Genomic DNA, 24,349 nt, shown 5'->3' with positions numbered 1-24,349 from the left:
CGACTTGGTTCGTTATGTCTTCTTTCGCCGCAGCGGGCGGATGTCGGCAGACTATTTGCTGCAATACCCCCTCAATCAGATGTGCAGACTCGCCGGACTGGTCGATCAAGATGGAAAGCCGACAGTTACCAGCCATCGGTTTCGTCATACTGTGGGCACGCAACTCGCCGAACGAGGTGCCAAGTTGCACACCATCATGAGCGTCTTAGGGCATCAGACGCCGCACATGTCCATGGTCTACGCACGGATCAGCGACGCCGAAGTCCTACGTGACTATCGTAGTGTGCTTGGCCCCGGTGAAATGATCGCTGGTCCCGGTGCCGAAGCAATACGCGCGGGAAAATTATCGTGCTCGGCAATCGACTGGCTGAAATCAAACTTTATCAAGACAGAACTGGAACTTGGCCACTGTCTACGCCTACCCTCTGAGGGGCCATGTGAATGTGACCTCTATCTCAGCTGCGCAAAATTCGTGACCAGCAAAGCTTACGCTGGCAGGCTTCGAGAAAGACGGAAGCTCGAACTGACACTTGCGACAGATGCCAGAGAACGGGGCTGGCAGCGCGAGATCGAACGGCACATCGGTATTGCGGCGCGCATAGAGCGCCTATTGGTGGATCTGGATGAACCGACTGAACCGTGAGTTCCGCAGCGTCTCCGCGATAGACCACAGGAACCTCCCCGCCGTCCGCACCGCCAGCGCTTTGATCCGCGCGGAGCGGACGGCGGGGCCCCTCCTATGGACTATCGCTACCCGACAGGTCGAGAAAAGCCTTGCCTGTCCAGATAACATCTAACCAGGCATGCACCGCGATGAAGTCGTCGACCGTGCCGCCCCATTTCTTCACCGAGGACAGCGCGTGGTGGTAGGGATGTGCCATCGCCGCCCCCTCAGAAATCATGCGTGTAGAGTTCGGAAGAGGTGTACCGCTCGTTGAACTCGAGATGGATGCAGCGGGCCGCGGCGTCGAAGCAGAACTCGCCCCAGGCGCCGTCGTTGTTCTCCCAACCGCCATGGGAGTCGGAGAGAAAGCCGTAGGCGAGTTGCTCGACGACATTCTCCAACGACAGGCTGCGCATCTCGACCTCGGGGTCGTCCCAGGTCAGCGCGGCGTATTCGATCTCGGTTGCGGGGAAATCGACGGCGGTCTCGCCGGACCATGCGCCGATGCTTTCGATCTGGCCGCTGTCCCCGGCACCGTCGAAGGTTACGGTGACATGGGTGATGCCGGCGGCCATGAGGCCATCGAAGAGGCGGTCCTTGTTGCCGGGGCGCAGCGCGTCGATCCGGGCCGCGCGTTCGGCATGCACCGCGAAGATCTGCGCCATGTCGACGGTCGAGGGCGCCATCGGCGGCGCGAGGGTGGGTTCAGTCAGGGTCATCAGATGTCTCCTGTAGGGGGAAGGGATCGAAGCCGGTCCGGGCGATCTCTCTCCTCCGGACAAGCTCCAAATCCCCCCTGCCCATCTCTGCCTCTCAGGCCTCACGCCGCGACCTGCAGCGCCCGGGTGGCGAAGGCGCGCCAGAGCGGATCGACAAGCCGCGCATCGAGAAGATCGGCGCGGTGGCGCGGCCGCTGCGCCAGATCCGGCTCGCCCCAAGCAGCCGCGCGGCCCGCCTGCGCGCGCAGCTGGCTTGCCTCGGTCACCACGCCGCGCGCCTCGGCCGCGCTCGTCACCGGGTGGCACCATGCGACAGCGTGGTCGCTGGCGGCCCCGGCCAGCACAAGGCGCTCGTCGCGGTCGAGGATCGCCAGAAGCTCGGGCGCGGTATCCGGAGCCATCCCCTCGGCATGGTCCATCGCGCCCTGCATGGCCTCGGCCAGCGTCGCGAAACGGGAGAGGACGAGCGGGGCGGCGCGGCCCGACATGAGATCAGCCGGTGCGCGGCGCGACAGGGTCAGGGCGAAGGGGTGACTGGGGTCAGCCTCGCCCGAGGGAAAATGCGGCGGGACGCCACGCACGTAGGCGGTCGGCTGGATCGGCAAGGGCAAGTCGAGCATGGGAGAAACCTCCGACGGCGCAGGAAGCCTCTCTCCCCGCCTCATCCGTCAAAGATCAAACCGCCGCCCTCTTCCTCGAAGGGGCGGCGGTAGCAGGTCGGAAGGACGCGTCAGAGCTTGCCGAGAGCCCGGAGGCTCAGTTCGGTCCCGGCACCCACGATGATGTGGTCGTGCAGCGTCAATCCGAGATACTTGCACCCCTTCTGGATCTCCTTGGTCATGCTGAGATCGGCCTCCGACGGCGTCGGATCGCCCGAAGGATGGTTGTGGATCAGGATCAGGGCGCTGGCGTTCAGCATCAGCGCCCGCTTGATCACCTCGCGCGGATAGACCGGGACATGGTCGACCGTGCCGGTTGAGAGAAGCTCATCGGAGATGATCCGGTTCTTGCGGTCGAGATAGAGGACGTGGAAGCGCTCGACCGGGCCGCGGACAGTCAGCGCGCAATAGTCCATCAGCGCCTGCCAGCTGCCGATGACCGGGTTCTGACTGAGGTAGCGGCCGAGGATGTCACGGGCCTCGAGGACGATGGTTTCTTCCTGGGGGGTCATGGGGTGGGGTCTCGCTGATTGCGCACTCCGAAGCCCCCTGCCCTCTCGGGTCGGGGCCAGTGGCGTGCATGTGGAAAGGGAAAGCGCGACCGCCGCGCGCGAGGGCGGTCGCGTTGTCGGGCCCGGCGTCAGCCGACCCGGTCGAGAAGCTTCTTGGCGCGCCCTTCCATGTCGAGGCGGGCGTCCTGCTGGGTCTTGTCGCGCGCAAGCCGCGTGATGCCCTGCACGAAGTCGAAAATGCTCTCGGGCGGGCGGCCCTCTTCCATCAGCACCTTCTCGATGATCTTGCCCGACTCCGCTTTGGAAAAGCCGCGCTTGCGCAGGAAGTCATCGCGATCCTCGTCCGTCCGCGCCACGATCTGCTGCCGCGCCGCCTTGATGCCGTTCACGAAGCCCTGCGGCGAGGAATTGGCGAACCGCGTCAGCGCCGGGGCGGCCTCATGGGCAAAGCGCGAGGCGGCGTATTTCGAGTGGCGGATGGTGATCTCCTGGAAATCCTCGACGCCCCAGAGGTTGCGGTTCTGGCACACCGCCCGCAGGTAAAAGCTCGCCATGCCGAGGGTCTTTGCCCCTACTTCGGAGTTCCAGCAGTAGAAGCCCCGGAAGTAGAGATCGGGGGAGCCGTCGGGCAACCGACCCGCCTCGATCGGGTTGTGGTCGTCAACCAGGAACAGGAAGACGTCGCGGTCCGAGGCATAGAGCGTGGTTGTGTCCCGGCTGATCTCGACATCGGGGTTGTAGACCCCGGTCGACCAGTCGAGCACGCCCGGCACCTTCCAGCGCGTGTCGCCCGTGCCATTGCCCGCGATGCGCTGCACCGCCTCGACCAGTTCGAAATCGTGGATCCGGCCATAGTCCGGGCCGGTCACCGCGCGCAGTTCGGTGCGACCATCTTCGGTCTCGAAGGTCTTCACCTGCTCGGCCCGGTGGTTGGTCAAGCCATACTGCAGGTTGATGCCCGCCAGCGGCGCGGGCAGCTGCCGCAGGTAGGACGCAGGCGCCCCCACGATGCTGGCAAGCTGGCCGAAGGCCCAGTGCGTCGGCGCGACCGGCTCATGCGCCTTCGGCAGCATCAGGTGCAACCGCTCCGGATTGTCGCGCGCGGCCTCGACGCGGATGTCCGCTGTCTGCACCACCCGGCTGCGGCTGCGCTCGGATCGGCCCTTCACATTGGCCCAGAGATCGTCGAGCGACAGATACCGCTCGTCATCCGGCCGGTTGAACCATTCAGACGATACCCGCCCATTCCGCTCCCCCCGGCTCACATCCACTTTCCAGCCACCAGCCCGCGTCGGTGCGACCGGATCCAGAACTTCCACAACGCCCATCGGCTATCTCCCGCGACGGGCGCCGGGAGCCACTCTCCCAACCCTCAACCCGTCACCGGGAAACCGGCACTCCTCTCACTCTAGAAGGCGGTCAGTCGCTAAGGTCATCATGAATGGCAGCTTCGCCCTCTCGCTCGCCTGCTGGCTGGTCACCTACCCGCTGGCCGGCGGGATCGGCGCCGGTGCCCGGTCTGTGCGTCACGGCGCTCATCGGTGCGGCTGGTCTCGTTGCGGTGCTGCGCCTCTGGCCCGCGAACGATCAGACGATCTTGCGGAACGACCTTCCTGACCTGCCCGCCGATTATCTCCACCTGTCAGAACACGGGCCCCACCACACCCATGCCGTCTTCTTCGACAACCTGCATCGCCGTTGGCCGAAGGCGGCATGAAGCACGGCCGACACAATTGTCAGGCGGCCAGATAGCGGGTGAAGACCTCGGTTGAGCCATCGCGGCCGATCAGCAGGACGTCGTAGGCCTCACGCTGACTTTCAGGTCCCATCCCGGGCGATCCATAGGGCATCCCTGGAACGGCAAGCCCGATCGCATCCGGCCGCTCCTCAAGCAGGCGCCTGATATCGGCCGCAGGGACATGGCCTTCGAGCACATAGCCCTCGATCATCCCTGTGTGGCAGGAGATCATTCTTTGAGGCACACCCACTTCGGCCTTGTAGGTCATCAGGAGCGTGCCGTAGCGCTCCTCGTCCGTCACGGTGAAACCCTCGTCCCGAAGATAGGCGACCCAGGCGTTGCAGCATTCGCAGCCGGTTCCCTTGACGACATGGATCGACGGGCCCGCGCTGCGCACCGGACTGGCCGCGAAAGTCGCGACGGCGAGGCCGGACAGCAGCATCGTGCGGCGGGTCAGAAGGGGTGTGTTGGTCATGTGGCTCTCCGGAAAAACAGGTGTGGCTGTCAGGTCAGAACCCTGCGGATCTTCGGCAGGGCGAAGCGGCGGTCCTCGTGGTAGTCGATGATGCTGGCAAAGCGCCCATCGGCGCGGAACAGGAACACACCGGCGGTGTGGTCCATGGTGTAATCCCCGTCGCGGGGCACCTTTTCGAACCGGGCGCGGAAGCCTGCGACGGCGCGTTCGACCTCGGCCAGCGAGCCGGTCAGGCCGGTGATCCGTGGATCGAAGTTTGCCAGGTAGTCGGCCAGAACTTGCTGTGTATCCCGTTCGGGATCGACGGTGATGAAGACGGTGTTCAACCGGTCGGCGTCGGGCCCGAGCTCATCCAGCCAGCCCGAGATGTCGCTGAGGGTGGTTGGGCAGACATCGGGGCACCAGGTGAAGCCGAAGAAGGCCATGGTCGGGCGGCCGATCCAGTCTGCCGGGCGCACCGGTTCACCGCGATGGTTGGTCAGGGCAAAGCCCATCTCGCCGATGGGCAGTGGCAGAAGCGCGGCGGGCGGCTGCGCGCGGCCGCGGCTTTGCAACCAGCCGAGGCCGAGCGTGAAGGCCAATGCACCGCTCGCGCCTCCCAGACCAAGGATCAGTTGGCGTCGTCGCAATCCGGACCCTCCGCCCGTAGCGACAGAACCTCGACATTGACGACGACTTCCCCGGCATTCTGGAAGGAGAGTGTCACCGGGAAGCTGTCGCCTTCGGCCAGTGTCGTGGTCAGGCCCATCAGCATCCCATGATAGCCGCCGGGCGCCAGCTCGACGGTTTGGCCAGCCGGAACCGGGATCGACATAGCGTGTGGCATTGAGGCGATGCCGTCGGTCACCACGGTTTCGTGCAGCATCGGCATGCCAGCGGCCGGGGTCGCGATGCCGATCAGCGCATCATCTGTGCTGCCGTTGTTGGTGATCTCGACATAGAATACCCCCGGCCGGTCCGCGCCGATGGTGGCGCGGGACCAGGCGTGTTCGATATTCAGATCGCCCAAGGTGAAGGTTTCGCAGGCCAGCACGGGGGCGGCGAATAGGGTGAGGAGGGCCGAGAGGATCAGGGATTTCATGGCGGTCACAATCTGGGTTGAAGGTCGGCAAGGATATCGGTGGCGGGCGTGCCGTAGGTGAACTGACGCAGCCAGTCACCCTCGGGCCCGATGAGGTAGAGCGCCGGGCTGTGCGACATGGTGTAGCCGTCGGGGGCGGCGGCATCACCCTCGCGCGCGTAGAAGATGCGGAAGCTGTCCGCCGCGGCGCGGGTCTGTGCCTCGTCCCCGGCAAGCCCGATGATCGACGGGTGGAACGCCGCAGTGAACTCGGCCAGCCCCAGTCTGCGATCCCGCTCGGGATCGATCGAGATGAACAGAGGCTGCACAAGGGCAGCGTCGTCGCCCAGATCGTCCATCACCTGCGCCACTTCGGAAAGTGTTGTCGGGCAGACGTCCGGGCAGTTGGTGAAGCCGAAGAAGACCAGAAGATGCTGGCCCGCAAACTCGGCAGGGGTGCGCACCCGACCCTCGGCATCCGGCAGCGTGAAGGTCGGTCGGAAAGCGGCTTGCGGGACAGCCTCCGACGCACGGTTTGGCAACAGCACGAGCAGCCCATAGGCCAGCGTGGCCAGTCCCGCCGCCGCCCAGAGGATTTTCTGTAACCTTGTCAACCGCATCCGCATCCCGCCTCACACGTTAGCACTGTCTAGAACCTCCAGCCGCTTGAGGTTCAAGCCCGATTTCGTGTTGTCACCGAAGGGTGAAGGGTCAGCCTATGAGCACGGTCGACAAGAGGTTCACGTTAAGCACGATGATAACGGCGGCGATAAGCCAGCAGAGCCCTGTCAGCCAGCGCGGCGCGACGAGGTCGCCCATCTTGGCGCGGCTGGCGGTGAACATGACCAGCGGCACGATGGCAAAGGGCAACTGGAACGACAGCACGACCTGGCTGAGGATCAGAAGCTCGCCCACACCCTGACTGCCGTAAAGCAGGATCACGAAGACTGCCGGGATGATGGCAAGCCCTCGGGTGATCAGCCGCCGCGCCCAAGGCGCGATGCGCAGGTTGATGAAGCCCTCCATCACGATCTGCCCGGCCATGGTGGCGGTAACCGTGGAATTCAGCCCCGCGCACAAGAGCGCCACCCCGAACAGGACCGGCGCTAGTGATGACCCCAGCAGCGGCTCCAGCAGCAGATGCGCCTTGTCGATCTCGGCCACGTCGGTTTCGCCGACGGTGTAGAAGGCCGCCGCGGCGAGGATCAGGATCGAGGCATTGATCGTCAGGGCAAACATCAGCGCGATGGTGCTGTCCCAAGTCGCCAGCCGCAGGGCCTCGCGCTTGGCGGGCAGGTCCATGCCAAAGGCTCGGGTCTGCACGATGCCCGAATGCAGATAGAGGTTATGCGGCATGACCGTCGCCCCGATGATGCCAAGCGCGAGGTATAGCATCGTCGGGTTGCTGACGATCTCGCTGCTGGGCGCGAACCCGGCGATGACCTCGCCCCAGACCGGGTCGGCCTGAGCGATCAGAACGACGAAACAGGCAGCAATCAGCGCCATCAGCGAAATGATCAGCGCCTCGATCCAGCGAAAGCCCTTGTTCTGCAGCCACAGGATCAGGAACACATCGGCGGCGGTGATGAAGATACCAATCTCCAGAGGAATGCCGAACAACAGGTTCAGGCCGATGGCGGTGCCGATCACCTCGGCCAGGTCGGTGGCTATGATGGCCAGCTCGGCGAAGACCCAGAGGGGCACGGACATCCATTTCGGAAAGGCATCTCGACAGGCCTGCGCCAGATCGCGGCCCGAGGCGACCGCCAGCCGCGCGCAGAGCGATTGCAGGAGGATCGCCATGATGTTCGACAGCAGGGCGACGAACAGCAGCGTGTAGCCAAAGGCCGCCCCGCCGGCGAGCGAGGTCGCCCAGTTACCAGGGTCCATGTAGCCTACGGCCACCAGATAGCCGGGGCCGATGAAGGCGAGGAACCGGCGGAACCGGCTGGTACCGCCGTTGCCGACCGCAATGGTGCGGAAGACCTCGGAAAGTGAGGGCGTCTCGCGCTCTTGTCGCCAGGCTGGGGTGGACATGGTTTAGGGCGCTCCCGGGTTTCGTCACGATCCCAACAAGACGTGGCGCATAAAGTTAGACAGTGCTAACAATCTGCCCCGCGACTTTACTTGTCAATCCATCCTGTGCGACACTAACGGGATGACAGAGTTGGATCCGACCGCCCGCACCGCGCCGCACGACGGCCCCGCAGACCCGCGCACCGAAGCGTTTCAGGGCGTGCGCGAGGCACGGCGGAATGAACTGGCCGAGGATTACGTCGAGCTGATCGCCGAACTAATCCACGAACAGGGCGAGGCGCGCCCTGTAGACATTGCCGCGCGGCTTGGTGTGAAGGTGCCGACGGTCAGCAAGACCCTCGACCGTCTCGCGCGCGACGGGCTGATCACCCGCGCAAAGTATCGGTCGGTCTTTCTGACCGACACGGGCCGCGCGCTGGCCAAGGAATGCCGGCGGCGGCACGAGATCGTACTGCGGTTCCTGATCAGCCTTGGCCTTGACCCCGAGACGGCAGAGCGCGACGCCGAAGGCATCGAGCATCACGTCAGCGAACGAACGCTGGCGCTCTTCGCGGCCTTCGCCAATCGGTCCTGATCGGCCTCAGCTGTTCTCGACTGCAAACCGCACATCTGCGATCAGGCTGTCTGCGCTGAAGTTCTCCAGCCGCCTGCCGTTCAGAAAGAAGGTCGGCGTCTGTCGAATGGCCAAGGCTTCGACGTCGGCTGCGTCCTGGTTGAGGATGCCAGTAATCCCCGGAAAGAGCTTGTCGCTTTCCGCCCTTTCGAGATCGAGCCCCGCGGCCCCGGCGATTTCCCAAGCCACGTCCAGCTGCGGCGAACCATGCACGGCCCAGCCCGGTTGCTGTTCCAGCAGCGCATCCAGCACCGGCTCGAACTTGTCCTGCATCCGCGCAGCCTCGAGGATGCGCACGGCCTCGTCCGATCCTTCGTGGAAGACGGTGTAGCGGAGCACGACGCGGACCTGCGTGGGGAACTGCCGCCGGATCTCTTGCACCACGGGGTGATAGGCGCGGCAGGCCTCGCAGGACGGATCGAAGAACTCGACCAGTGTGACGGGCGCATCGGCAGGGCCAAAGCTGGGAGAATAGTCCCGGACCAGAAGCGCCAGGTCGGCCGTAGGCGCTGCGGCGGTTGCCGCTTCCGCCTCGGCGGCGCGGCGCTGGTTCAGCACGTAGGCGCCACCCGCAAAGGCGGCAAGCCCGAGCGCAGAGGCCCCGATCAGAAGGGTGCGGCGGTTCATGGGTGGTGTCCTTTCGGGAAGATGAGACAGGCAAGGATCGCCGCGAAGGCGACCGCAGAAAGATAGGGGATCGGCAGGCCGAGGATCATCTGCGCCTCACCGGAGCAGGAGGGGCCATTTTCGGTGCAGGGCACGATTGGCGCGGGCAAAAACCCAGCGTAAAGGCCCGAATGCCACGCCGCCAGCGCCAGCCCGGCGAGGGCCAGGGGCAAGCCGTAGGCGCGCGCCACGCCGTCGCCCCGCCAGAGTGACAAGCCAAGGATCGGCACCAAGGGGAACATGGCGATGCGCTGATACCAGCAAAGCGTGCAGGGCATCTGGCCCAGCACCTCACCGATGAAAAGCGCGCCAAGTGTGGCCGCCAGCGCAATCAGGAAGGCCGCAGTCAAGGCAAGGTCGTCGCGCGACAGGGTTTCCGAGTCAGCTTTGGTCAAGAACCGGCTCCTTGCGGCGGCGAACGGGAAGAGATGCGGCGAGGATCAGGACCGCGCCCAGGGTGATCGCGGTATCGGCGACGTTGAACGTGGGCCAGTGCCAGTCACGCCAATAGAAATCGAGAAAATCAGTCACGGCACCCTGTCGCAGCCGGTCGATGATGTTGCCAAGCGCCCCGCCCACGACCAGTGCAAAGCCGGCACGTTCCAGCGCGTGCTGCGCCCGGAATGCCATGACGGCGAAGGCGGTGGTCAGTGCGCCCGTCAGCGCGGCCATCAGAAGGGGCTTACCCGCCATTATCCCGCCCATCATGCCGAAGCTCGCGCCTGTGTTGAACCCGAGGGAGAGGTTGAAACTCGGAAAGACAGGGACCGCCGTCCCTTGCGACAGCAGCGATAGTGCCGCTGCCTTGGTCAACTGGTCTGCCACCACTGCGGCAGCGATCAGGGAAATCAGCATCGCCTTGGTCATTGAACAGTCTTGCCCTTCATGCCGATCCAGCGCGGGACCGATGCGGTGTAGCGGTCATAGTCCGGCCCGATTGCCATGCGCAGGGCGGCCTCTTCGGACCGGACCTGCGTGCTGGCAGACCAGAGGAACAGGAGCGAGGCCATGACTGTAGGGATTGCCGGAACCGCCATGGCAACACCCGCCAGCAGCGCCGCTTGCCCCACAAAGGTCGGGTTGCGGCTGAAGCGGTAAAGCCCGCCCGAGACCAGATCGCCGGTTTCGCCGCCGACCACGCCGACACGCCATGACGATCCCATCGACATCTGCGCGGCAAAGGCGACCATCCCGCCAAGACCTGCGACAAAGACCCCGACCAGACCAAGGAGGAGGGCGCGCCCCTCGGTCCAAAGCGGATCGATCTTGTGCAGGATAGGCACGGCGAGCCAGAGAAGTGGCCCGAAGAAGGCGAGCGCAAAGGCCACGCGGAACCCGATGGCGGCCAGACGGTCGCGCCCTGTGGCGCGGGCGAAGAGCCAGACCGGCCGGCCGGCGGCTTGAGCGGCCAGCGCGCTGCCCCAGAAGAACAGGGCCAGATAGCCGAAGAGAAGGGCCAGCGCGGCCCAGCCGAAACCGGAGATCATGGCCTTACGCCTCCCGTTCCGGATTGAACCGCAGCAGGCGCAGGGCGTTCAGCGTCACCAGCACAGTCGCGCCGGTATCGGCCAGAATTGCGATCCAGAGGCCGGTCAGGCCGAAGACCGAGGTCACCAGGAACACCGCCTTCAGCCCCAAAGCGATAGTGACGTTCTGGCGGATATTGGCCATCGCAGCGCGCGACAGGCGGATCGTTGCGGGAATGTCCGTCACCCGGTCGCGCAGGATCGCCGCATCGGCGGTTTCCAGCGCCACGTCGGTGCCCGATCCCATCGCCACGCCGACACTCGCCTGTTTCAGCGCGGGGGCGTCGTTGATACCGTCGCCGATCATCATTACGCCGCCTTGGGTGCCGATCTCGCGGATGTAGGCGAGCTTGTCCTCGGGCATCATGTCGGCTTCGAACTTCAGCCCGAGGCTTCCGGCGATGGCGGCAGCCGTTCGAGGGTTGTCCCCGGTCAGGATCACCGAGGTCACTCCCATCGCCGTCAACTGGCGCACGGCGTCCTTGGCATCAGCTCGCGGCTCGTCCCGCATGGCAATCAGACCGAGTGGCGTCTTTTCGCGAAACACGGCGACGGCGGTCTTGCCGTCCTCTTCAAAGATGGTGGCCTGCCGAAGACCGATGCCATCGAGCCCGCCGTTTTCTATCGCGTAACGGGGTGAGGACACGTAGGCCACAGCGCCGCCCACGGTTGCAACAACGCCCTTGCCCATCAGTGCCTTGGCATCCTGCGAAGGCAGCGCGGAAACGCCCGCGTCCTTGGCCTTGTTCAGGACCGCAATCGCCAGCGGGTGGCTCGACCCCGTCTCGACGCCCGCGGCAACAGCCAGAAGCTCAGCCTCGGTCGTTGCCCCGAACGGCACCACATCCGTCACCTGTGGGCGGCCATGGGTCAGCGTTCCGGTCTTGTCGAAGGTCACGACATCGACCTTCGCCGCCGCTTCGATCACGGCACCACCCTTCATCAAAAGCCCGCGGCGCGCCCCGGTGGACATGGCCGACGCGATGGAGGCAGGCACCGAGATGACCAGAGCGCAGGGGCACCCGATCAGGAGGAGCGCGAGGCCGCGATAGACCCAGGTATCCCAGGGCTGGCCGAAAGCCAGCGGCGGCACCACCACCACCAGCGCCGCGACAGCAACGATGGCGGGCATATACCAGCGGCTGAAGCGGTCGATGAAGCGTTCGGTCGGGGCGCGCGCCTCCTCGGCTTCCTCAACCAGACGGATGATGCGCGCGATGGTGTTGTCTTCCGCGCCCTTGGTGACCTTCACCCGCAGCGCGGCCTCGGTGTTGATTGCGCCTGCGAAGACCGCATCCCCCGGCCCGCGCGTTTTGGGCACGCTTTCGCCAGTGACCGGGCTTTCGTCCACGCCCGAAGTGCCTTCGGTGATTTCGCCATCCGCCGGAATGCGGTCGCCGGGGCGGACAAGAACGGTCTGGCCGATGGTCAGGCTTGCGGCGGGCACCTCACGCGTGGTGTCGCCTGTAACGAGTTGCGCCGTCTTCGGCACAAGATTGGCCAGCGCCCGGATCCCGTCGCGCGCCTTGCCCGCCGCGACGCCTTCCAGCACCTCGCCCACGGCGAACAGGAATACGACCAGTGCCGCCTCTTCTGCCGCATTGATGAACAGCGCGCCGATGGCGGCAATCGTCATCAAGCTTTCGATGGTAAAGGGCTGCCCCAACCGGAGCGCCGCAAAGGCACGCTGCGCCACCGGGGCCACGCCGATCAGACAGGCCGCGACAAAGGCCCATTTGCCGATCTCGGGCGCAAGATATTCGATGACCCAGGCTGCACCCAGCAGAAGCGCGGTGAAGATGACCAGCTTGCCCTTGGCCGTCTGATACCAGCGCTTGCCCCGGTCGGCGGGGTCGTCATGGACATGGCCGGGGCTGCCGTGACCGCTGTCGTCGCGCTTTGCGGCGGTCGCCTTCGGGCCGTGGTCGTGCTCGGCGTGATCGTGGCCCTCATGTGCCGCATCGTCATGGCCGTGCCCGTCATGGGCGCCGGGCAGCACAAAATCCTTCTTCGCACCGGCAGCGCGCGGCGCAATCTGATAGCCAAGCGCCCGGACGGTCTTCTCGATCTTGTCCCGCCCGGTCTGCGCCTCATCCAGCGTCAGCCGCAGGCGTTCTGTCATGATCCCGACCTCGACGCCGCTCACCCCCGGAAGACGCGCCACCGCATCCTTGATCTTGGTCGCGCAGGACCCGCAGTCCATGCCCGTCACGGTCCAGTCACAGGACGTTTCGCTTGCAGCTTCCGACATCGTCATTCCTCCTGCCGCAGTGCGGGCAGTTGTTTTCATCGAATCAGGAACCTAATGTCTCTAGCAACTATAGCTTCAAGGGGAATCTGATGCTGACCATCGGAAAACTGGGCAAGGCGGCGGGGGTGAAGGTTCCGACGATCCGCTACTACGAGCAGATCGGCCTCTTGCCCGAAGCCGAGCGCAGCGCAGGCAATCAACGGCTGTACGGCCACAAGGCGCAGGAACGGCTGGCCTTCATCCGCCACGCCCGCGATCTGGGTTTCACGCTGGAGGCGATCCGCGACCTGCTCAGCCTGTCCGACAGACCTGACCAATCCTGCGCCGCCGCCGATGCCATCGCCAAGGCGCAACTTGCCGAGGTCGAAAGCCGCCTCGCGCGCCTTACCGCCCTCAAGGCCGAACTGGAACGCATGGTCGTGCAATGTGCGGGCGGGAGCATCGCTGATTGCCCGGTGATCGAGGTATTGAGCGACCATTCCCTTTGCGCAACCGATCACCGCCATCCGGAAAGCGAGGTGCCGTCATGACAGCGCCGGGCACACTCGCCATCTACATCGGTGCCGCTTTGGCCGAGATTGCGGGCTGCTTTGCCGTCTGGGCCTGGATGCGGCAAGGGGCGAGCCCGCTTTGGTTGGTCCCGGGCCTCCTCAGCCTCGCCGTTTTCGCTTGGCTCCTGACCCTGGCCCCCTCCGATTTCGCAGGGCGCGCTTATGCGGCCTACGGTGGCGTGTACATTGCCGCGTCGCTCGTCTGGCTTTGGGCAGTGGAGAAGCAACGCCCGGACACTTGGGACATGACCGGCGTCGCAATCTGCCTCGCCGGTGCCGCCGTCATCCTGTTCGCGCCGAGGGCGTAGGGGGTTCCGTTGTCCAGACTGGCCAAGGGTCGAACGTCACCCCTCTTCGGACCGACTTGTCCTGCGACAATCCGAGGCTCCGGATGGAGAAGCGGAGGCGAGGCTCTCAGCCAGAGGCTCCCATCACACAGTGAGCCGCGGGATACTGCGGCATGAACGAATGCCCGGTCTCGGGCGCGCGAGACCGAGCGTGATGATGGTCGCCTTACGGCCGAGATCGCCCGAACCCGGCGGGTTTCCCCGCCGTGCCCGAGGGGGAGGCCCCGTTCGTCAGAACGGGATCTCGTCGTCGCGGTCGACCAGCTCGGGGTTTTCGCTCTCGGCCGACTTCGGGCGGCTCAGGAAGTCGACCTTCTCGGCGATGATCTCGCAGCCGTAGCGGTCGTTGCCCATGCTGTCGATCCACTTGGTGTAGTGGATGCGGCCGTGGACGAGGACCTTCATCCCCTTTTCGCAATGCTCCGCGACCGTCTTGCCGAGACCATTGAAGCAGGTGATGCGGTGCCATTCGGTGTCCATGACCCGGTAGCCGTTCTCGTCGCGCAGGACGCGACCTTCCGAGAGGCGGGGGCGGGAGGTGGCGAGGCTGAAGTTGGTGATCTTGGTGCCGCCCTGGGTGGTACGGACTTCGGGGGTCTGACCGATGTTGCCGGCGAGGATGACGATGTTCTGCATGGTTAGCTCCTGTGTTTCCTGTCTTCGGGACCGTCCCTTCGACAAGACCCGGAAAAAGCCCGTCGGGTGACGCGTGCACGGTGGACGGCACGGACGCCGGAAACCCCCAGAGGAACGGGGTGGAGCGGGCAGCCCCAAAGGGGCAACACGGCCCGGTCTGACGCGGGGTTGCGCGCAGGCAAGCGAACGGGATTAGGGGATTGTCAGTCGAAGGGATGGCCCAGAAGACAGAGATGCGCGGGGAGCCCATGCCAGAACTCGTCACTCTGCCAATCGGAACAGCCTGCCCCTCAGTTCAGCAGCCCACTGGCGACGATATCGCGACCAACAGCCTTTGCCCCCCTGCCCTTGCCTTGCGGGAGTTGCGGCACCCTGCCGCGACGGGCTATCGATACCGGGACATTCAGAACACGGACCGCATCAATGGCTGATTACGATCTCGAGGCACTGTCGCTCGGCGAGCTGAAGAAAATGCAGAAGGACGTCGCCAAGGCGATTGCCACATTCGAGGATCGGCAGAAGGCGGAAGCCCGCACCAAGGTGGAAGCTTTCGCCCGGGACCTCGGCTACTCCCTGGCCGAACTCGTCGGCACCGAGACGAAATCCTCCCGTGCGCCTGTCGCGGCGAAATACCGGCACCCTGAGAACCCGGCACTCACCTGGTCGGGCCGGGGGCGCAAACCGCAGTGGTTCGTGGACGCGCTGGCTGCTGGGAATTCAAAGGATGATCTAGCCGTATGAAGTTGCCGGCGACTGGATCATTCAGGTTTTGATGGGACGACCTCGGGGAGGTCAAACTCGAACTCCTCGAGTTTCGGCCCCATCACCCGTGTCGGCAGATTGGGGTCAGGTGCTTGGCCCCGGTGATGTCCTTTGACCAGAACGACTTTGCCGCTTCGATAGTGTCGCTCATGCTCGGACACCCAATGACGAACGGGGCCGTTCCGTGCCTCGAGTGTTTGCCTCTCGAATTCGAGGCGAGCGGTTCTTTCCGCCATGTGCGCGGCGGCCTGCGGGCCGATCCGGATCGTCAGATGTGATTTCTGGGCGCCAAGGATCCACGACTTACCGAACTTCCGGGCAGTCTTGGTGTCCTTGGCGGTGAAGGTTTCGGTTTCCGTTGGGATGATCCCGCCAAGATCCGGTGAGACCAGCATTGCAAACAGAGCGTAGGGAATGAACAGGTCATACCCGGTTTCAACCTGGTGCACCGTGCGGCGGCCTTGGATCATTTCCATCGTATCGCCGCTCCGCACGCGGAAATCGACCACGGATCGGCTCAGCTCGACCTCGACGTCGTCATAGTTCAGCTGTCCTGTCGGTGTCCGCTTGACGAGCAGTGCGCAGATCGGATCGACGACACGCGAGTTCTCGCGACGGTGGAACATCGTAATGCGTAGATGGCCCTCGTTGCGGTCGTCCAGAAGGTAGCCGCGTAGTCCCGTGCCCAAAGGCTTTTCGTCGTGCCTGGTCACAGGTGAAGCGCGCTCAAATCGTGCAACGCCCAGTTCGCGATCGTCGAACTCGACCCAAACGACGGGAGCAGGAAGCTTCACTTCACCGAGGATTGCCATGGCAGGCACCCCAGCTTCCTCAGCCTGTTTCGAGACGGCATCGTGAAGCGTGTCAGTGTAGGCGGCTGCCAGGTGATCGAGCAGGAATACCTTAGCCTGCTGTAGCGCATCGAGCGCGTAAACTCGGAACTGCCGCAGGTCGTCGGACGGTGTGAAGTGCCAGATCAAATCGTCTTTGGGAGCCGACTTACCTGCGAGCGACGAACCGTATAATGAAATCAATGATTTATAGAGCATCCTATCGGCCCCCGAACCGTCTTGATCAGCTTCCGATGAACACCTTCGATGATCAAGCGACTTTCATGGAGGCCGCGCCGACCATTTGTCGGCTCCTCCGATCGGTCGACCGGAACGGTTTACCGGCAAAAGGCCCAATTCGGGGCCACTGCCCCGATGCCGAGCCCTCGTTGGGGCCGTGGGCTTCATGCCCACGGATCGACCTCAGCGACCACTTGAACCTCGTCGCCGTCGATTTCATCGGCGGGGACGGCGCCGAAGGTTCCATCCCCTGCCTGGAAGACGACGATCGAGACCATGAGCGTGGCGGCGAGAGAGGCGGCGAAAGCGTGAGCATCTTTGCGGGACATCTGTTTGGCTCCTGTCTGGGAGGCGGGGGACCATCCCCCGCGCGACAGGACCCTGCAGGCCCGAAGACTGGCTGACATCACCGGGTGCGTTCGGCTCGCCCGAATCCACCCGGCGGCACGGGCTTGCCCGTAGTCCGACCCCTTGCGGGTTGATCTCGAAGACAGGATTCGGGGCAAGGAAGGGAATGGCGAGCGGGAGATGGTGCCCCAACGTCAGGAGCCGGCTGTCCCGCTGATGCTTGGAACGCCGCGAGCCTCCCGGGGCAGGCTCTTGGTTGAAGACCTCCATCTTGGGGGATGGAACCTTCGACGCCCCGCGACATCGCGGGACGATAGTGTGATCGGTGAGAGGCCCGCCCGTCGGCAGGCCCCTCACGCCATGTGAGGGCTCAGGCGGCTAGATCCGCGCCCCCTGCCCTATCGCCGTCCTCGGCACCGACGATTTCAAGCCGCGCGTTGCGATAACCTTCCCGCGCGATCCAGAGCTCCGCCGCGGTGACGGACTCCGCCAGATGCAGCAGTTCGGTATTCCCGCCGAAGTCCAGCAGCACGCGCACCTGCCCGGGCTTCGGTTCCTCGGCCACCTCGAAAGTCAGACGGCTGTCCGCCGAATGGCTGCGCATGATGGTCACGAGAATGACCCCGTCCGAGGAGAAGTTGCCCTCATGCAGCGTGAAGGAGGCCGGAGCGGTCCAGGTCGGATAGACCCGAGGCGGTTCCTTCTTCACGAGACGGCCGACGCCGTTCGATCGCTCCCAGGCGGCAAGCTTCTTGCTGAACCGTGCCGGTGGCTTTGGACTGCCGTCGGTGTAGCGGATCAGCGCCCCGAGGGGGGCTGTGTCGATGATGGTCGTTGCAGACATGTTTCCTCATCCCGAATGCGAGCACACGCATTCAACATATTGATATTGCTGTATTTTGTGAGAGATAGGAGCGGGTCACCCCGCCCCCGGATGGCTCAGATCATTCCGCGGCCATCATCGACGCGTCGCCGTCCGGCAGATCGGCCGTCAGGAAAGCCGGGAGATCGATGTCTTCGGGCGCGCTCGCGTCCTCCCCCTGCCCTTCTGCGATCCCCTCGCCGTCGCTTGCCGCCAGATCGGCCCGGCGCAGGACCTCGGGCAACCAGCCGCTGCCTTTGAGGAGCCGCTCGGCCTCGGCGGCCATCTCGCCCTTCTTCAGATGATCGAGAAGCTGCGCGGTCCCTTCACCCTTCGCCTCGCGCACGGCCTCGAGGATCCGGGCCTTGGGAACGCGGTTGAGATAGCCATCGACCGTCGGCTCCCAGCCCGCCTCGACCATGTCGAGATCGACAGCTCGCGCCACGAAATCAGCATGGGCCATGCGGCGGGTCAGGCCGCTGGCGGAGATGCCCGCACCATATGGGTTCACCTTCTCATGGAGCGCATTGATCCCGAAGCTGAGGCAGTGCGCGAGGAGCGCCAGACGGCTGCCCTGGTCGAGCACGGTCAAATAGTCCCAGAGTGCCGCATCATCGCCGAGAGGCAGATCAGCCTCCCAGGCCGCGTGACGCTCATCGACCAGCTTTGCGACGACGCTGTTCTTCAGATCGGGCGCCTGAGCGGACATGTAGACGTGGCGCACGGTGGCCTCGAGACAGCTGCCCGAGGCCGAGGAGGTGCGGAAGGTATCCGTCACCAGCTTCAGAAGCAGGAGCGTCAGCGCCACGTCCGGCGACCGCCCGATGGCCTCGCGCAGCGCGAGGGTCCGGTGGGCAGTCAGTTCCATAACCAGCCGTTCGGGCAACGGCTTCAGCGCGCCGTCATCTTCCTCGTCGGACGCATCCGCACTGATCGGGTGACCGCCCGAGGTGATGACGGTACCCACGGCGGAGGTCGCCGACTGGTTCCAGTTGGAAACACCCAAATCACCCCCCTGCCCCATAGCATCCGCGCCATCACCATCCTGGACCGCGGTCTCCTCGCGCGGCTCGTCCTCAGGCCGGACATAGCCGCGATAGATCGCAAGGCCGCCATCCCGATCCAGTGTGACGAAGACGCCCGCGCGCGCAACCTCGGCCGGGTCGTAGATCAGCGACCTCTGTTCGAACGCTTCCATCGCGATCTCGAGCTGACCGAGCCGCGCATCGATCTCCTCGGGGTATTCGTCCTGGCCGGAGTATTCCTCTTCCAGCCCGCGATACTCTGCGAGGAGCGTCGCGTGGGACGCGCTCTCCTCGTCGGTCATCGGCGCGGGATCACCGGCCAGACGCCGCAGGCCGTGGCTGTAGCCATAGGGCAGGTCGGTCGCCACCTCGATCCACTTCCAGCCCTCCGAGGTCAGCGCCTCGGCTTCCGCCTGAAGCTTCTCCGAGACCAGCCGGTCGAGCAGGGCAGGGTCCTCGAGCCAGCCACCGTCATCGCCCTGAAACAGATCGCGCAGAACGACGCCGCCCGCCGCCTCATAGGCATCGACACCGACGAAGACCGCGCGGCGATCCGAGGCCCGGACCGAGGTCTCGGTCAGCATGCGCCGGATGGCATAGGGCTCCTTGTTCCACGAGTTCTTCACCGCATCCCAGACCTGCACTTGACGCCCGTGGTCAGGGTGCACCGTGAACGCCATCAGCTGTTCGAGCGTCATGCCATCCTCGGCATAGACCTCAAGCAGGGCAGGGGCCACGGACGCGAGTTTCAGGCGCTGCTTAACGATCTGCGGCGTCACGAAGAAGGCCGCGGCGATCGCTTCTTCACTCTGACCCTTCTCGCGCAAGGCCACGAAGGCGCGGAATTGGTCCAGCGGGTGCAGAGCGACGCGCTGCATGTTCTCTGCCAGCGAGTCGTCCTCGGCCAGAATGTCGGACGCAGCATCCCGCACGATGCAGGGGATCGGCGCGGCCTTCGCCAGCCTCTTCTGCTTCACCAAGAGCGACAGTGCCTGGAAGCGTCGACCACCGGCCGGGATCTCGAACGTGTCGGTCTCGACACCATCGGCATCGAGCACGGGCCGGACGTTCAGGCTCTGCAGGAGCCCGCGGCGGGCAATGTCCTCGGCCAGTTCTTCGACCGAGACGCCGGCCTTGATGCGCCGCACGTTGGACTGGCTCAGCACGAGCTTGTTGAAAGGGATGTCCCGCGACGGGGACAGGGTGATGTTCTGGGCTGCTTTCGCCATCAGATCTTCTCCACGACGGGCGTCGGAAGCCACTCTCCCAATCTCACTTCCCGTCACCCCTCAAACCCCCAACCTTTCCCTCTATCTGCTGGTTGCTCATCAGACCGCGCAGAGAGTTCACAGCTGTGAACTTCATCGATTGGGGCGCCGACGGCGTGATGTTCACAGCTGTGAACATCACGCCGCGCTTCGCCGGGACATCAGTGCCATGACCATCGGCCCGCAGGAGAACTCGCCCGCCGCCGCCTTCGATGTCAGCGCACGGAGATAGCCACCGGGCGATCGGATGTCGGCGAAGCGTTCCAGCATGGCGACAACAACGATCGATGCCTGCTCGGGGCCCATGAACCGTTGCGCTTCTTCCCAAGCGGAAGCACTGATCCCCATGGCCGGTCGCACATGGCAAGCCGCGTCGAAAAGCTGATGCCAGTGGCGGATATCGCCCTGGTAGAAAGTTTTGAGCGACGGGCAGCCCGCGATCACCAGATGGAGCGGGATCTTTGGCACGCGTCTTGTGTCTGCTTCTTCCACGTCAGCACTAGGTGCATCCGTTTCAACATCTGGCGCGCCGGCCGCCGCCCCGCCTTTTTCTAAGGCAGGTTCAAGATCTATAGATTCTTTATTTGAATTATGATGGTGGCGCTCAGTATTGGCTCCATTGGTGTTCATTTCTTCTGTTTCAGGACCATCAATGACGTTGCGTGCGTGGTCGAGAAGGGCTTGAAGGTCGGCGCGAAATGCTGAGAGCTCCTCGAGCGTGAGCTTGCGGCGAAGGGCGCGCGCTGTGAGAACAGCCTTGTCGCGAAACTGATCCCAGAGGCCGAGGCCTGGCTGGACCTCTTCTCCGAACTCCGCCAGGGCAGCAAGATCGCGCCGCATGAGGCTCACGATTTCCCGCAGTCTCCGGACACGGTCCTCGGCCTCACGCACAGCCTCTGCGGCCCGTGCAACCTCTTCGGATTGGCAGTAGAGTGGCGAGAGGTCGAAGCCAAAAGCCACACGCTCTTCGCCGTGCTTGCGAACATACCTCTTGCCGTTGGGACTATCGCGGCGCATGAGCAAGCCAGCATCCACCAGACGGGCAATGTGCCTGCGCATCGTGGAGCAGGGCATGCCGTTCAGCCGCTCGCAGATTGCCTTGTTCGACGGGAAGACGACCATCTCGGTATTCCCGCCAAGTGCATCATCCGGAAAGAAGCTGAGAAGCCCCTGCAGAACGGTCAGATCGCGTTCGGAAACCCCAAAGGCCGCCTGCGCCTTGGACAGCTCGCGAAGGAGCTCCCACTTGTTGACGGGCTTGCCCGGAACAGACGCCTCAGGACGCTCGACCACGCGCAGATGGGCATGCGAGATCGGCCGCATAAACGGCGAAATCGGTGTGTACTCCATGATGTCGTTCACGAAGGCATAGAAAAGCTGTTCCGCGAATCACATATGACTTGCGGTTTGCGCGCCGGCCCACTACCTTGAAAGTGCTAAGATCAAAGTTGGGGTCTCGTGGAGCGCAAGCTTTGCGGGACCTTTTCTTTAGCCTGTACCGTGCCTCCTTTTTGTTGCTGCTCTGCCTCTCTTCATGTCTCGCCTTTCCAGCGATCGTGAAGCTCTTCGAGGACGTCCTGCGCGCGGGCATCAAGCCACTCCGCAAAGGCATCATCCACATCCGTCAGGTCCAGGCGAAGCGCCCGGCCAGATCTCTTGATAGCGCCCACGGGCGTGCCATCGATCACAAGGGCAGTGGTCTTCGATCTCGGCTTCTTGCCGAGCGTCGAGCTCACACTCTTTTTTACGTGCCGCGCAACGGCCTCAAAAGCCGCCACCGAAGGATCCACCTGCGGATCCTCATCCGCCTGTTCGTTCGCGGCCGCCTTGGCGCGAACATCAAGAGCAATTCGGGAAAGATCGTCGTTCTCGATCCGGCTGTCGGCAAGCTCCTTGGCCAAAGCTTCCCATCTGGGACGGCCGACGCCGTGCGCCGGTCCGATTGCATGGGCCAGTGCAGTTCCGATCGCCTTGGCAACCGAGATCGACATCGATACCGCCGAACGGGTCACGTTGAGCACTTCGGCAATCTGTGCCTGCGAGCCAAAGCCACTATCGAGCAGTTCCTGAGCGAAGAGGGCACGCTCGATGTAACTCAGGTCACGTCTACCAGTATTCTCTGAAACCTGAGCGCGGAGTGCCGCCGTATCGTCCAGGTTAGCGATGAGGGCGCGAACCTTGCTCACTTTGTCGGAGGCACGAATGGCCTCAAGACGGCGGCGTCCATAGACGAGGAGATACCGATTGGGTTCGGTCGCATGGCGCCGAACAAGGATGGGCACAGTCTGCCCGTTTTGTTCAATCGACGCGCGAAGATCGTGCACATCCTTTGGGTCGAGGCGATCCGAGTATCGCTCGTCTTGGATCTCAGCCGGATCGAGCTCCCAAACATGGTGAGCATCGACAGCATCACGCGCCGACCGCAGGGCCCGATTGCTAGACATCATGCTACCGGGGGCAGGGGGCGTCCCCGCCGCTGCAAGACTATCCAGCATAGACATGCGCTTCTTCTTGCTGTCGGTCATCAGCGCCCCCAAGTCTTCTGAATGAGCTGGGCAATCTCGTCGTTGACCGCATTCAGGCTTTCAATGGCCCGGTCATAGGTCGTCCGGGTGAACGCGCTGCGTTCGACCTCGTAAAGGGTCTGCTTGGTCAAACCGGCATCCGAGATGGCCGTCGACTTGAGCATCGGCGCGTTCAAAACCTTGTCGCCGTACATCGTTCGCAAGAAGGCGACGATACGGTTCTGCGGTGCGTCTGTCGGCTCATACCGGGTCAAGAGATACCGCATCCAGTCATGCGACATGTCAGCCCCACTGTCGGCAATGACGTCCATCAGGTCGGCCGTCATTCTGAGGAACTGGCTCATCGACATCACGTCGAGCATCTCGGGATGGATCGTCACGAGAACGCCTGTCGCGGCCGACAGCGCGGACATGGTCAAGAACCCCAACTGCGGAGGACAGTCGATGACGACGACGTCATACCGCTCATCGACCTGCGCCAGCGCCTCCTTCACACGGAAAAAGAACAAACCCGCGTTGCCGCGAGAAAGCGCCCGTGGCGTCTCGTGCTCGAACTCCATCAGTTCGAGATTCCCCGGAATCAGGTCGAGATTCGGAATGTATGTCTTGCGGATCACCGCGGCGATCGGAACCGGGTCTTCATAACGGATCGCATCGTAGAGCGTGCCGCCGTCCAGCAGGTCAAACTCAGGCTGAACCCCATGCAACGCCGTAAGAGAAGCCTGCGGATCGAGGTCGATTGCCAGGACACGGTAACCCTTGAGGGCCAACCGTTGGGCGAGGTGCGCCGAGGAGGTCGTCTTTCCCGAACCACCCTTGAAGTTCATCACGCCAATGACCTGCAGATGGTCACCAGCGCGACGACCGGGCAGGTAATCTCCAGGCTTTCGAGCCGTTTTCTCCAACAAAATTCGTAAGTTATGGATATCTTCAGCTGAGTAGTGCCGCCGGTTCCCTGATGAAACTTCTGGCGACGGCCCCTTGCCATCAAGATGGAGCTTTCTGAGGTAAGAGTCGTTGACACCCAGCAGAGCAGCAGCTTCCCCAGAGGTGAATTTGCGCATAGACTTGGATGCGTCGGGCGGGAAAAGGCTCTCACGCTGCGAATGCAGTTGCGCCGCCAGCACCTCGGAATGCTGACGGATCACAGCGTTCAGGTCTTCCTGTGTATCGGCTCTGCTCATCTGCCCTCGCGCGCCCGTGGCGTGTTCACGGAATTTGGCGTTTAGTCGCCCTTTTCCGTGACTATTGCCGGAGGACTCAGATTCGTGCAAGCTCTTTCTAAATCTGGTGTCAGCCACTGCGTGACGCACAAGAGTAGCCAGGGCTCGTGGACAGGCTTGCCCATGCAACCAGCATGATATACGTTCCTGACTGTATATCCACTCAGGAGGTCACGATGCAGATCGCAAAATGGGGCAACTCGCTTGCCGTCCGTTTGCCCGCTGAGCTTGTCCGCGAACTTGGCCTCAAGGAAGGCGATCGGATCGACCTGGTCAAGGACGACGGTCAGGTCAGAGTCCGTCGTCTGGCGCGGGCGGATGAGGTGCTGACGGGTCTGCGCCGCTTCCGGGGCAAGCTGCCCGCTGCGGAACGCCTGAGCCGCGAAGACGCGCATGAGCGCTGAATTCGCGGACACGAATGTCGTTCTGTACCTGCTCGACGACGGCCCGAAGGCCGATCGCGCCGAAGTTATCCTGGGGCAGGGGCCCCGGATCAGCGTCCAAGTCCTGAACGAGACGCTGGTCAACTGCCGCCGCAAAGCTGGCCTGAGCTGGGAGGAAGCAGGGACGTTTCTTGAGGGCATTCGCGCCTTGTGCCCCGTCGAAGACCTGACCCTTCAGACCCACGACGTCGGCCGCGCCTTGGCGGAACGCTACGGCTTCTCGATCTACGACGCTATGATCGTGGCCAGCGCTTTGGTTGCGGGCTGCACCACGCTGTGGAGCGAGGACATGCAAGATGGCCTGCTGGTCGAAGGCCAACTTCGCATCATCAACCCCTTTGCGCGAGCGGACAGTTTCTGAGCTTGGCG

General features: G+C 63.8%; 30 protein-coding genes and 1 pseudogene. 8 read left to right on the top strand and 23 right to left on the bottom strand.

Translation table 11 applies throughout. From position 1 onward, the window contains the following. The coding region (locus N5I32_RS20720; protein ID WP_261497815.1) for a tyrosine-type recombinase/integrase at positions 1–643 on the top strand (643 nt) is incomplete at its 5' end. 148 nt (positions 644–791) lie between these two features. On the opposite strand, the pseudogene N5I32_RS21430 reads toward N5I32_RS20720, so the two are convergent. The 5 genes and pseudogenes from N5I32_RS21430 to N5I32_RS20695 form a co-directional block, all read right to left on the bottom strand. Beyond that, positions 792–881, bottom strand: a pseudogene (locus N5I32_RS21430) (DUF6915 family protein); the annotation flags it as partial. A 10-nt stretch (positions 882–891) separates the two neighbouring features. After that, entirely contained in the window at positions 892–1,383 is a 492-nt protein-coding gene (locus N5I32_RS20710) for a DUF6878 family protein (RefSeq protein ID WP_261497813.1), read from the bottom strand. Positions 1,384–1,484: 101 nt separating this feature from the next. Beyond that, positions 1,485–2,003, bottom strand: coding sequence for a DNA repair protein RadC (locus N5I32_RS20705; RefSeq protein ID WP_261497812.1), 519 nt, complete (start codon positions 2,001–2,003; stop codon positions 1,485–1,487). 110 nt (positions 2,004–2,113) lie between these two features. Further along, complete coding sequence (locus tag N5I32_RS20700; RefSeq protein WP_261497811.1) at positions 2,114–2,554, bottom strand: JAB domain-containing protein; 441 nt, start codon at positions 2,552–2,554, stop codon at positions 2,114–2,116. A gap of 128 nt (positions 2,555–2,682) precedes the next feature. Beyond that, complete coding sequence (locus N5I32_RS20695; RefSeq protein ID WP_261497810.1) at positions 2,683–3,882, bottom strand: DUF932 domain-containing protein; 1,200 nt, start codon at positions 3,880–3,882, stop codon at positions 2,683–2,685. A 182-nt stretch (positions 3,883–4,064) separates the two neighbouring features. On the opposite strand from N5I32_RS20695, the gene N5I32_RS20690 reads away from it, so the two are divergent. After that, positions 4,065–4,271 carry a hypothetical protein gene (locus N5I32_RS20690; RefSeq protein WP_261497809.1) on the top strand — a complete coding sequence of 69 codons (207 nt, stop codon included), beginning with the start codon at positions 4,065–4,067 and terminating at the stop codon, positions 4,269–4,271. A gap of 19 nt (positions 4,272–4,290) precedes the next feature. On the opposite strand, the gene N5I32_RS20685 is transcribed toward N5I32_RS20690, so the two are convergent. From N5I32_RS20685 to N5I32_RS20665, 5 genes are all read right to left on the bottom strand, one after another. Beyond that, entirely contained in the window at positions 4,291–4,767 is a 477-nt protein-coding gene (locus tag N5I32_RS20685) for a DUF411 domain-containing protein (protein ID WP_261497808.1), read from the bottom strand. Between the two features lie 29 nt (positions 4,768–4,796). Next, positions 4,797–5,396 (bottom strand): SCO family protein, encoded by a 600-nt coding sequence (locus N5I32_RS20680; RefSeq protein ID WP_261497807.1) that lies wholly within the window; start codon positions 5,394–5,396, stop codon positions 4,797–4,799. Further along, complete coding sequence (locus N5I32_RS20675; RefSeq protein WP_261497806.1) at positions 5,378–5,848, bottom strand: copper chaperone PCu(A)C; 471 nt, start codon at positions 5,846–5,848, stop codon at positions 5,378–5,380. The genes N5I32_RS20680 and N5I32_RS20675 overlap by 19 nt, the downstream gene beginning before the upstream one ends. A gap of 5 nt (positions 5,849–5,853) precedes the next feature. Next, positions 5,854–6,447 (bottom strand): SCO family protein, encoded by a 594-nt coding sequence (locus N5I32_RS20670; RefSeq protein WP_107754787.1) that lies wholly within the window; start codon positions 6,445–6,447, stop codon positions 5,854–5,856. Between the two features lie 91 nt (positions 6,448–6,538). Then, positions 6,539–7,864, bottom strand: a complete 1,326-nt coding sequence (locus N5I32_RS20665) for an Nramp family divalent metal transporter (protein WP_261497805.1) — start codon at positions 7,862–7,864, stop codon at positions 6,539–6,541. Positions 7,865–7,985: 121 nt separating this feature from the next. Here N5I32_RS20665 and mntR point away from each other — a divergent pair, with 121 nt between their 5' ends. Beyond that, on the top strand, positions 7,986–8,438 hold the full coding sequence (mntR, locus tag N5I32_RS20660; protein WP_261497804.1) for a manganese-binding transcriptional regulator MntR: 453 nt from the start codon (positions 7,986–7,988) through the stop codon (positions 8,436–8,438). Between the two features lie 6 nt (positions 8,439–8,444). Here mntR and N5I32_RS20655 read toward each other — a convergent pair whose 3' ends face one another. Genes N5I32_RS20655 through N5I32_RS20635 form a run of 5 tightly spaced genes read right to left on the bottom strand, consistent with a single transcriptional unit; the run spans position 8,445 to position 12,920 of the window. Beyond that, on the bottom strand, positions 8,445–9,104 hold the full coding sequence (locus tag N5I32_RS20655) for a DsbA family protein (protein ID WP_261497803.1): 660 nt from the start codon (positions 9,102–9,104) through the stop codon (positions 8,445–8,447). Further along, positions 9,101–9,538 carry a disulfide bond formation protein B gene (locus tag N5I32_RS20650; RefSeq protein ID WP_261497802.1) on the bottom strand — a complete coding sequence of 146 codons (438 nt, stop codon included), beginning with the start codon at positions 9,536–9,538 and terminating at the stop codon, positions 9,101–9,103. Before N5I32_RS20650 ends, N5I32_RS20655 begins: the two co-directional genes overlap by 4 nt. Then, positions 9,525–10,010, bottom strand: a complete 486-nt coding sequence (gene lspA / locus N5I32_RS20645; RefSeq protein WP_261497801.1) for a signal peptidase II — start codon at positions 10,008–10,010, stop codon at positions 9,525–9,527. Before lspA ends, N5I32_RS20650 begins: the two co-directional genes overlap by 14 nt. Further along, positions 10,007–10,630 (bottom strand): methyltransferase family protein, encoded by a 624-nt coding sequence (locus N5I32_RS20640; RefSeq protein ID WP_261497800.1) that lies wholly within the window; start codon positions 10,628–10,630, stop codon positions 10,007–10,009. The genes lspA and N5I32_RS20640 overlap by 4 nt, the downstream gene beginning before the upstream one ends. Positions 10,631–10,634: 4 nt before the next feature. Next, positions 10,635–12,920, bottom strand: coding sequence for a heavy metal translocating P-type ATPase (locus tag N5I32_RS20635; protein WP_261497799.1), 2,286 nt, complete (start codon positions 12,918–12,920; stop codon positions 10,635–10,637). Between the two features lie 89 nt (positions 12,921–13,009). On the opposite strand from N5I32_RS20635, the gene N5I32_RS20630 reads away from it, so the two are divergent. Then, on the top strand, positions 13,010–13,450 hold the full coding sequence (locus N5I32_RS20630; protein ID WP_261497798.1) for a MerR family transcriptional regulator: 441 nt from the start codon (positions 13,010–13,012) through the stop codon (positions 13,448–13,450). Continuing rightward, positions 13,447–13,779 (top strand): YnfA family protein, encoded by a 333-nt coding sequence (locus N5I32_RS20625; protein WP_261497797.1) that lies wholly within the window; start codon positions 13,447–13,449, stop codon positions 13,777–13,779. Before N5I32_RS20630 ends, N5I32_RS20625 begins: the two co-directional genes overlap by 4 nt. A gap of 270 nt (positions 13,780–14,049) precedes the next feature. On the opposite strand, the gene N5I32_RS20620 is transcribed toward N5I32_RS20625, so the two are convergent. Then, entirely contained in the window at positions 14,050–14,454 is a 405-nt protein-coding gene (locus tag N5I32_RS20620; protein ID WP_261497796.1) for a single-stranded DNA-binding protein, read from the bottom strand. A 423-nt stretch (positions 14,455–14,877) separates the two neighbouring features. Between N5I32_RS20620 and N5I32_RS20615 the strand changes: the two genes are divergently transcribed. Continuing rightward, positions 14,878–15,195: an H-NS histone family protein gene (locus tag N5I32_RS20615; protein WP_261497795.1), complete on the top strand. Its 318-nt coding sequence runs from the start codon at positions 14,878–14,880 to the stop codon at positions 15,193–15,195. Positions 15,196–15,212: 17 nt separating this feature from the next. Here the strand turns inward: N5I32_RS20615 and N5I32_RS20610 are convergent, their stop codons facing one another. The 7 genes from N5I32_RS20610 to repA form a co-directional block, all read right to left on the bottom strand. Further along, positions 15,213–16,265: a hypothetical protein gene (locus N5I32_RS20610; protein WP_261497794.1), complete on the bottom strand. Its 1,053-nt coding sequence runs from the start codon at positions 16,263–16,265 to the stop codon at positions 15,213–15,215. 185 nt (positions 16,266–16,450) lie between these two features. After that, entirely contained in the window at positions 16,451–16,615 is a 165-nt protein-coding gene (locus N5I32_RS20605; protein WP_018001789.1) for a hypothetical protein, read from the bottom strand. A gap of 389 nt (positions 16,616–17,004) precedes the next feature. Next, the gene (locus tag N5I32_RS20600) at positions 17,005–17,478 is read right to left on the bottom strand and encodes a UCP036055 family protein (protein WP_261497793.1); all 474 of its coding nucleotides are present in this window, start codon (positions 17,476–17,478) and stop codon (positions 17,005–17,007) included. A gap of 100 nt (positions 17,479–17,578) precedes the next feature. Next, the gene (locus tag N5I32_RS20595) at positions 17,579–19,750 is read right to left on the bottom strand and encodes a ParB/RepB/Spo0J family partition protein (RefSeq protein ID WP_261497792.1); all 2,172 of its coding nucleotides are present in this window, start codon (positions 19,748–19,750) and stop codon (positions 17,579–17,581) included. A gap of 177 nt (positions 19,751–19,927) precedes the next feature. Next, a complete protein-coding gene (repC, locus tag N5I32_RS20590; protein WP_261497791.1) occupies positions 19,928–21,139 on the bottom strand; it encodes a plasmid replication protein RepC in 1,212 nt (403 codons plus the stop codon). 182 nt (positions 21,140–21,321) lie between these two features. Then, positions 21,322–22,314 (bottom strand): plasmid partitioning protein RepB, encoded by a 993-nt coding sequence (gene repB / locus N5I32_RS20585; RefSeq protein ID WP_261497790.1) that lies wholly within the window; start codon positions 22,312–22,314, stop codon positions 21,322–21,324. Continuing rightward, the gene (repA, locus tag N5I32_RS20580; protein WP_261497789.1) at positions 22,314–23,498 is read right to left on the bottom strand and encodes a plasmid partitioning protein RepA; all 1,185 of its coding nucleotides are present in this window, start codon (positions 23,496–23,498) and stop codon (positions 22,314–22,316) included. The genes repB and repA overlap by 1 nt, the downstream gene beginning before the upstream one ends. Before the next feature lie 215 nt (positions 23,499–23,713). Between repA and N5I32_RS20575 the strand changes: the two genes are divergently transcribed. Both N5I32_RS20575 and N5I32_RS20570 read left to right on the top strand, forming a co-directional pair. Then, complete coding sequence (locus N5I32_RS20575) at positions 23,714–23,941, top strand: AbrB/MazE/SpoVT family DNA-binding domain-containing protein (RefSeq protein ID WP_261497788.1); 228 nt, start codon at positions 23,714–23,716, stop codon at positions 23,939–23,941. After that, entirely contained in the window at positions 23,931–24,341 is a 411-nt protein-coding gene (locus N5I32_RS20570) for a PIN domain-containing protein (protein ID WP_261497787.1), read from the top strand. Before N5I32_RS20575 ends, N5I32_RS20570 begins: the two co-directional genes overlap by 11 nt. Positions 24,342–24,349: the final 8 nt, after the last annotated feature.

This window comes from Albidovulum sediminis, assembly GCF_025380365.1.
In the GTDB taxonomy this organism is placed as follows: Bacteria; Pseudomonadota; Alphaproteobacteria; order Rhodobacterales; family Rhodobacteraceae; genus Albidovulum; species Albidovulum sediminis.
The sequence above is the reverse complement of the archived record's forward strand: the minus strand, read 5'-3'. Positions and strand labels throughout refer to the sequence as shown.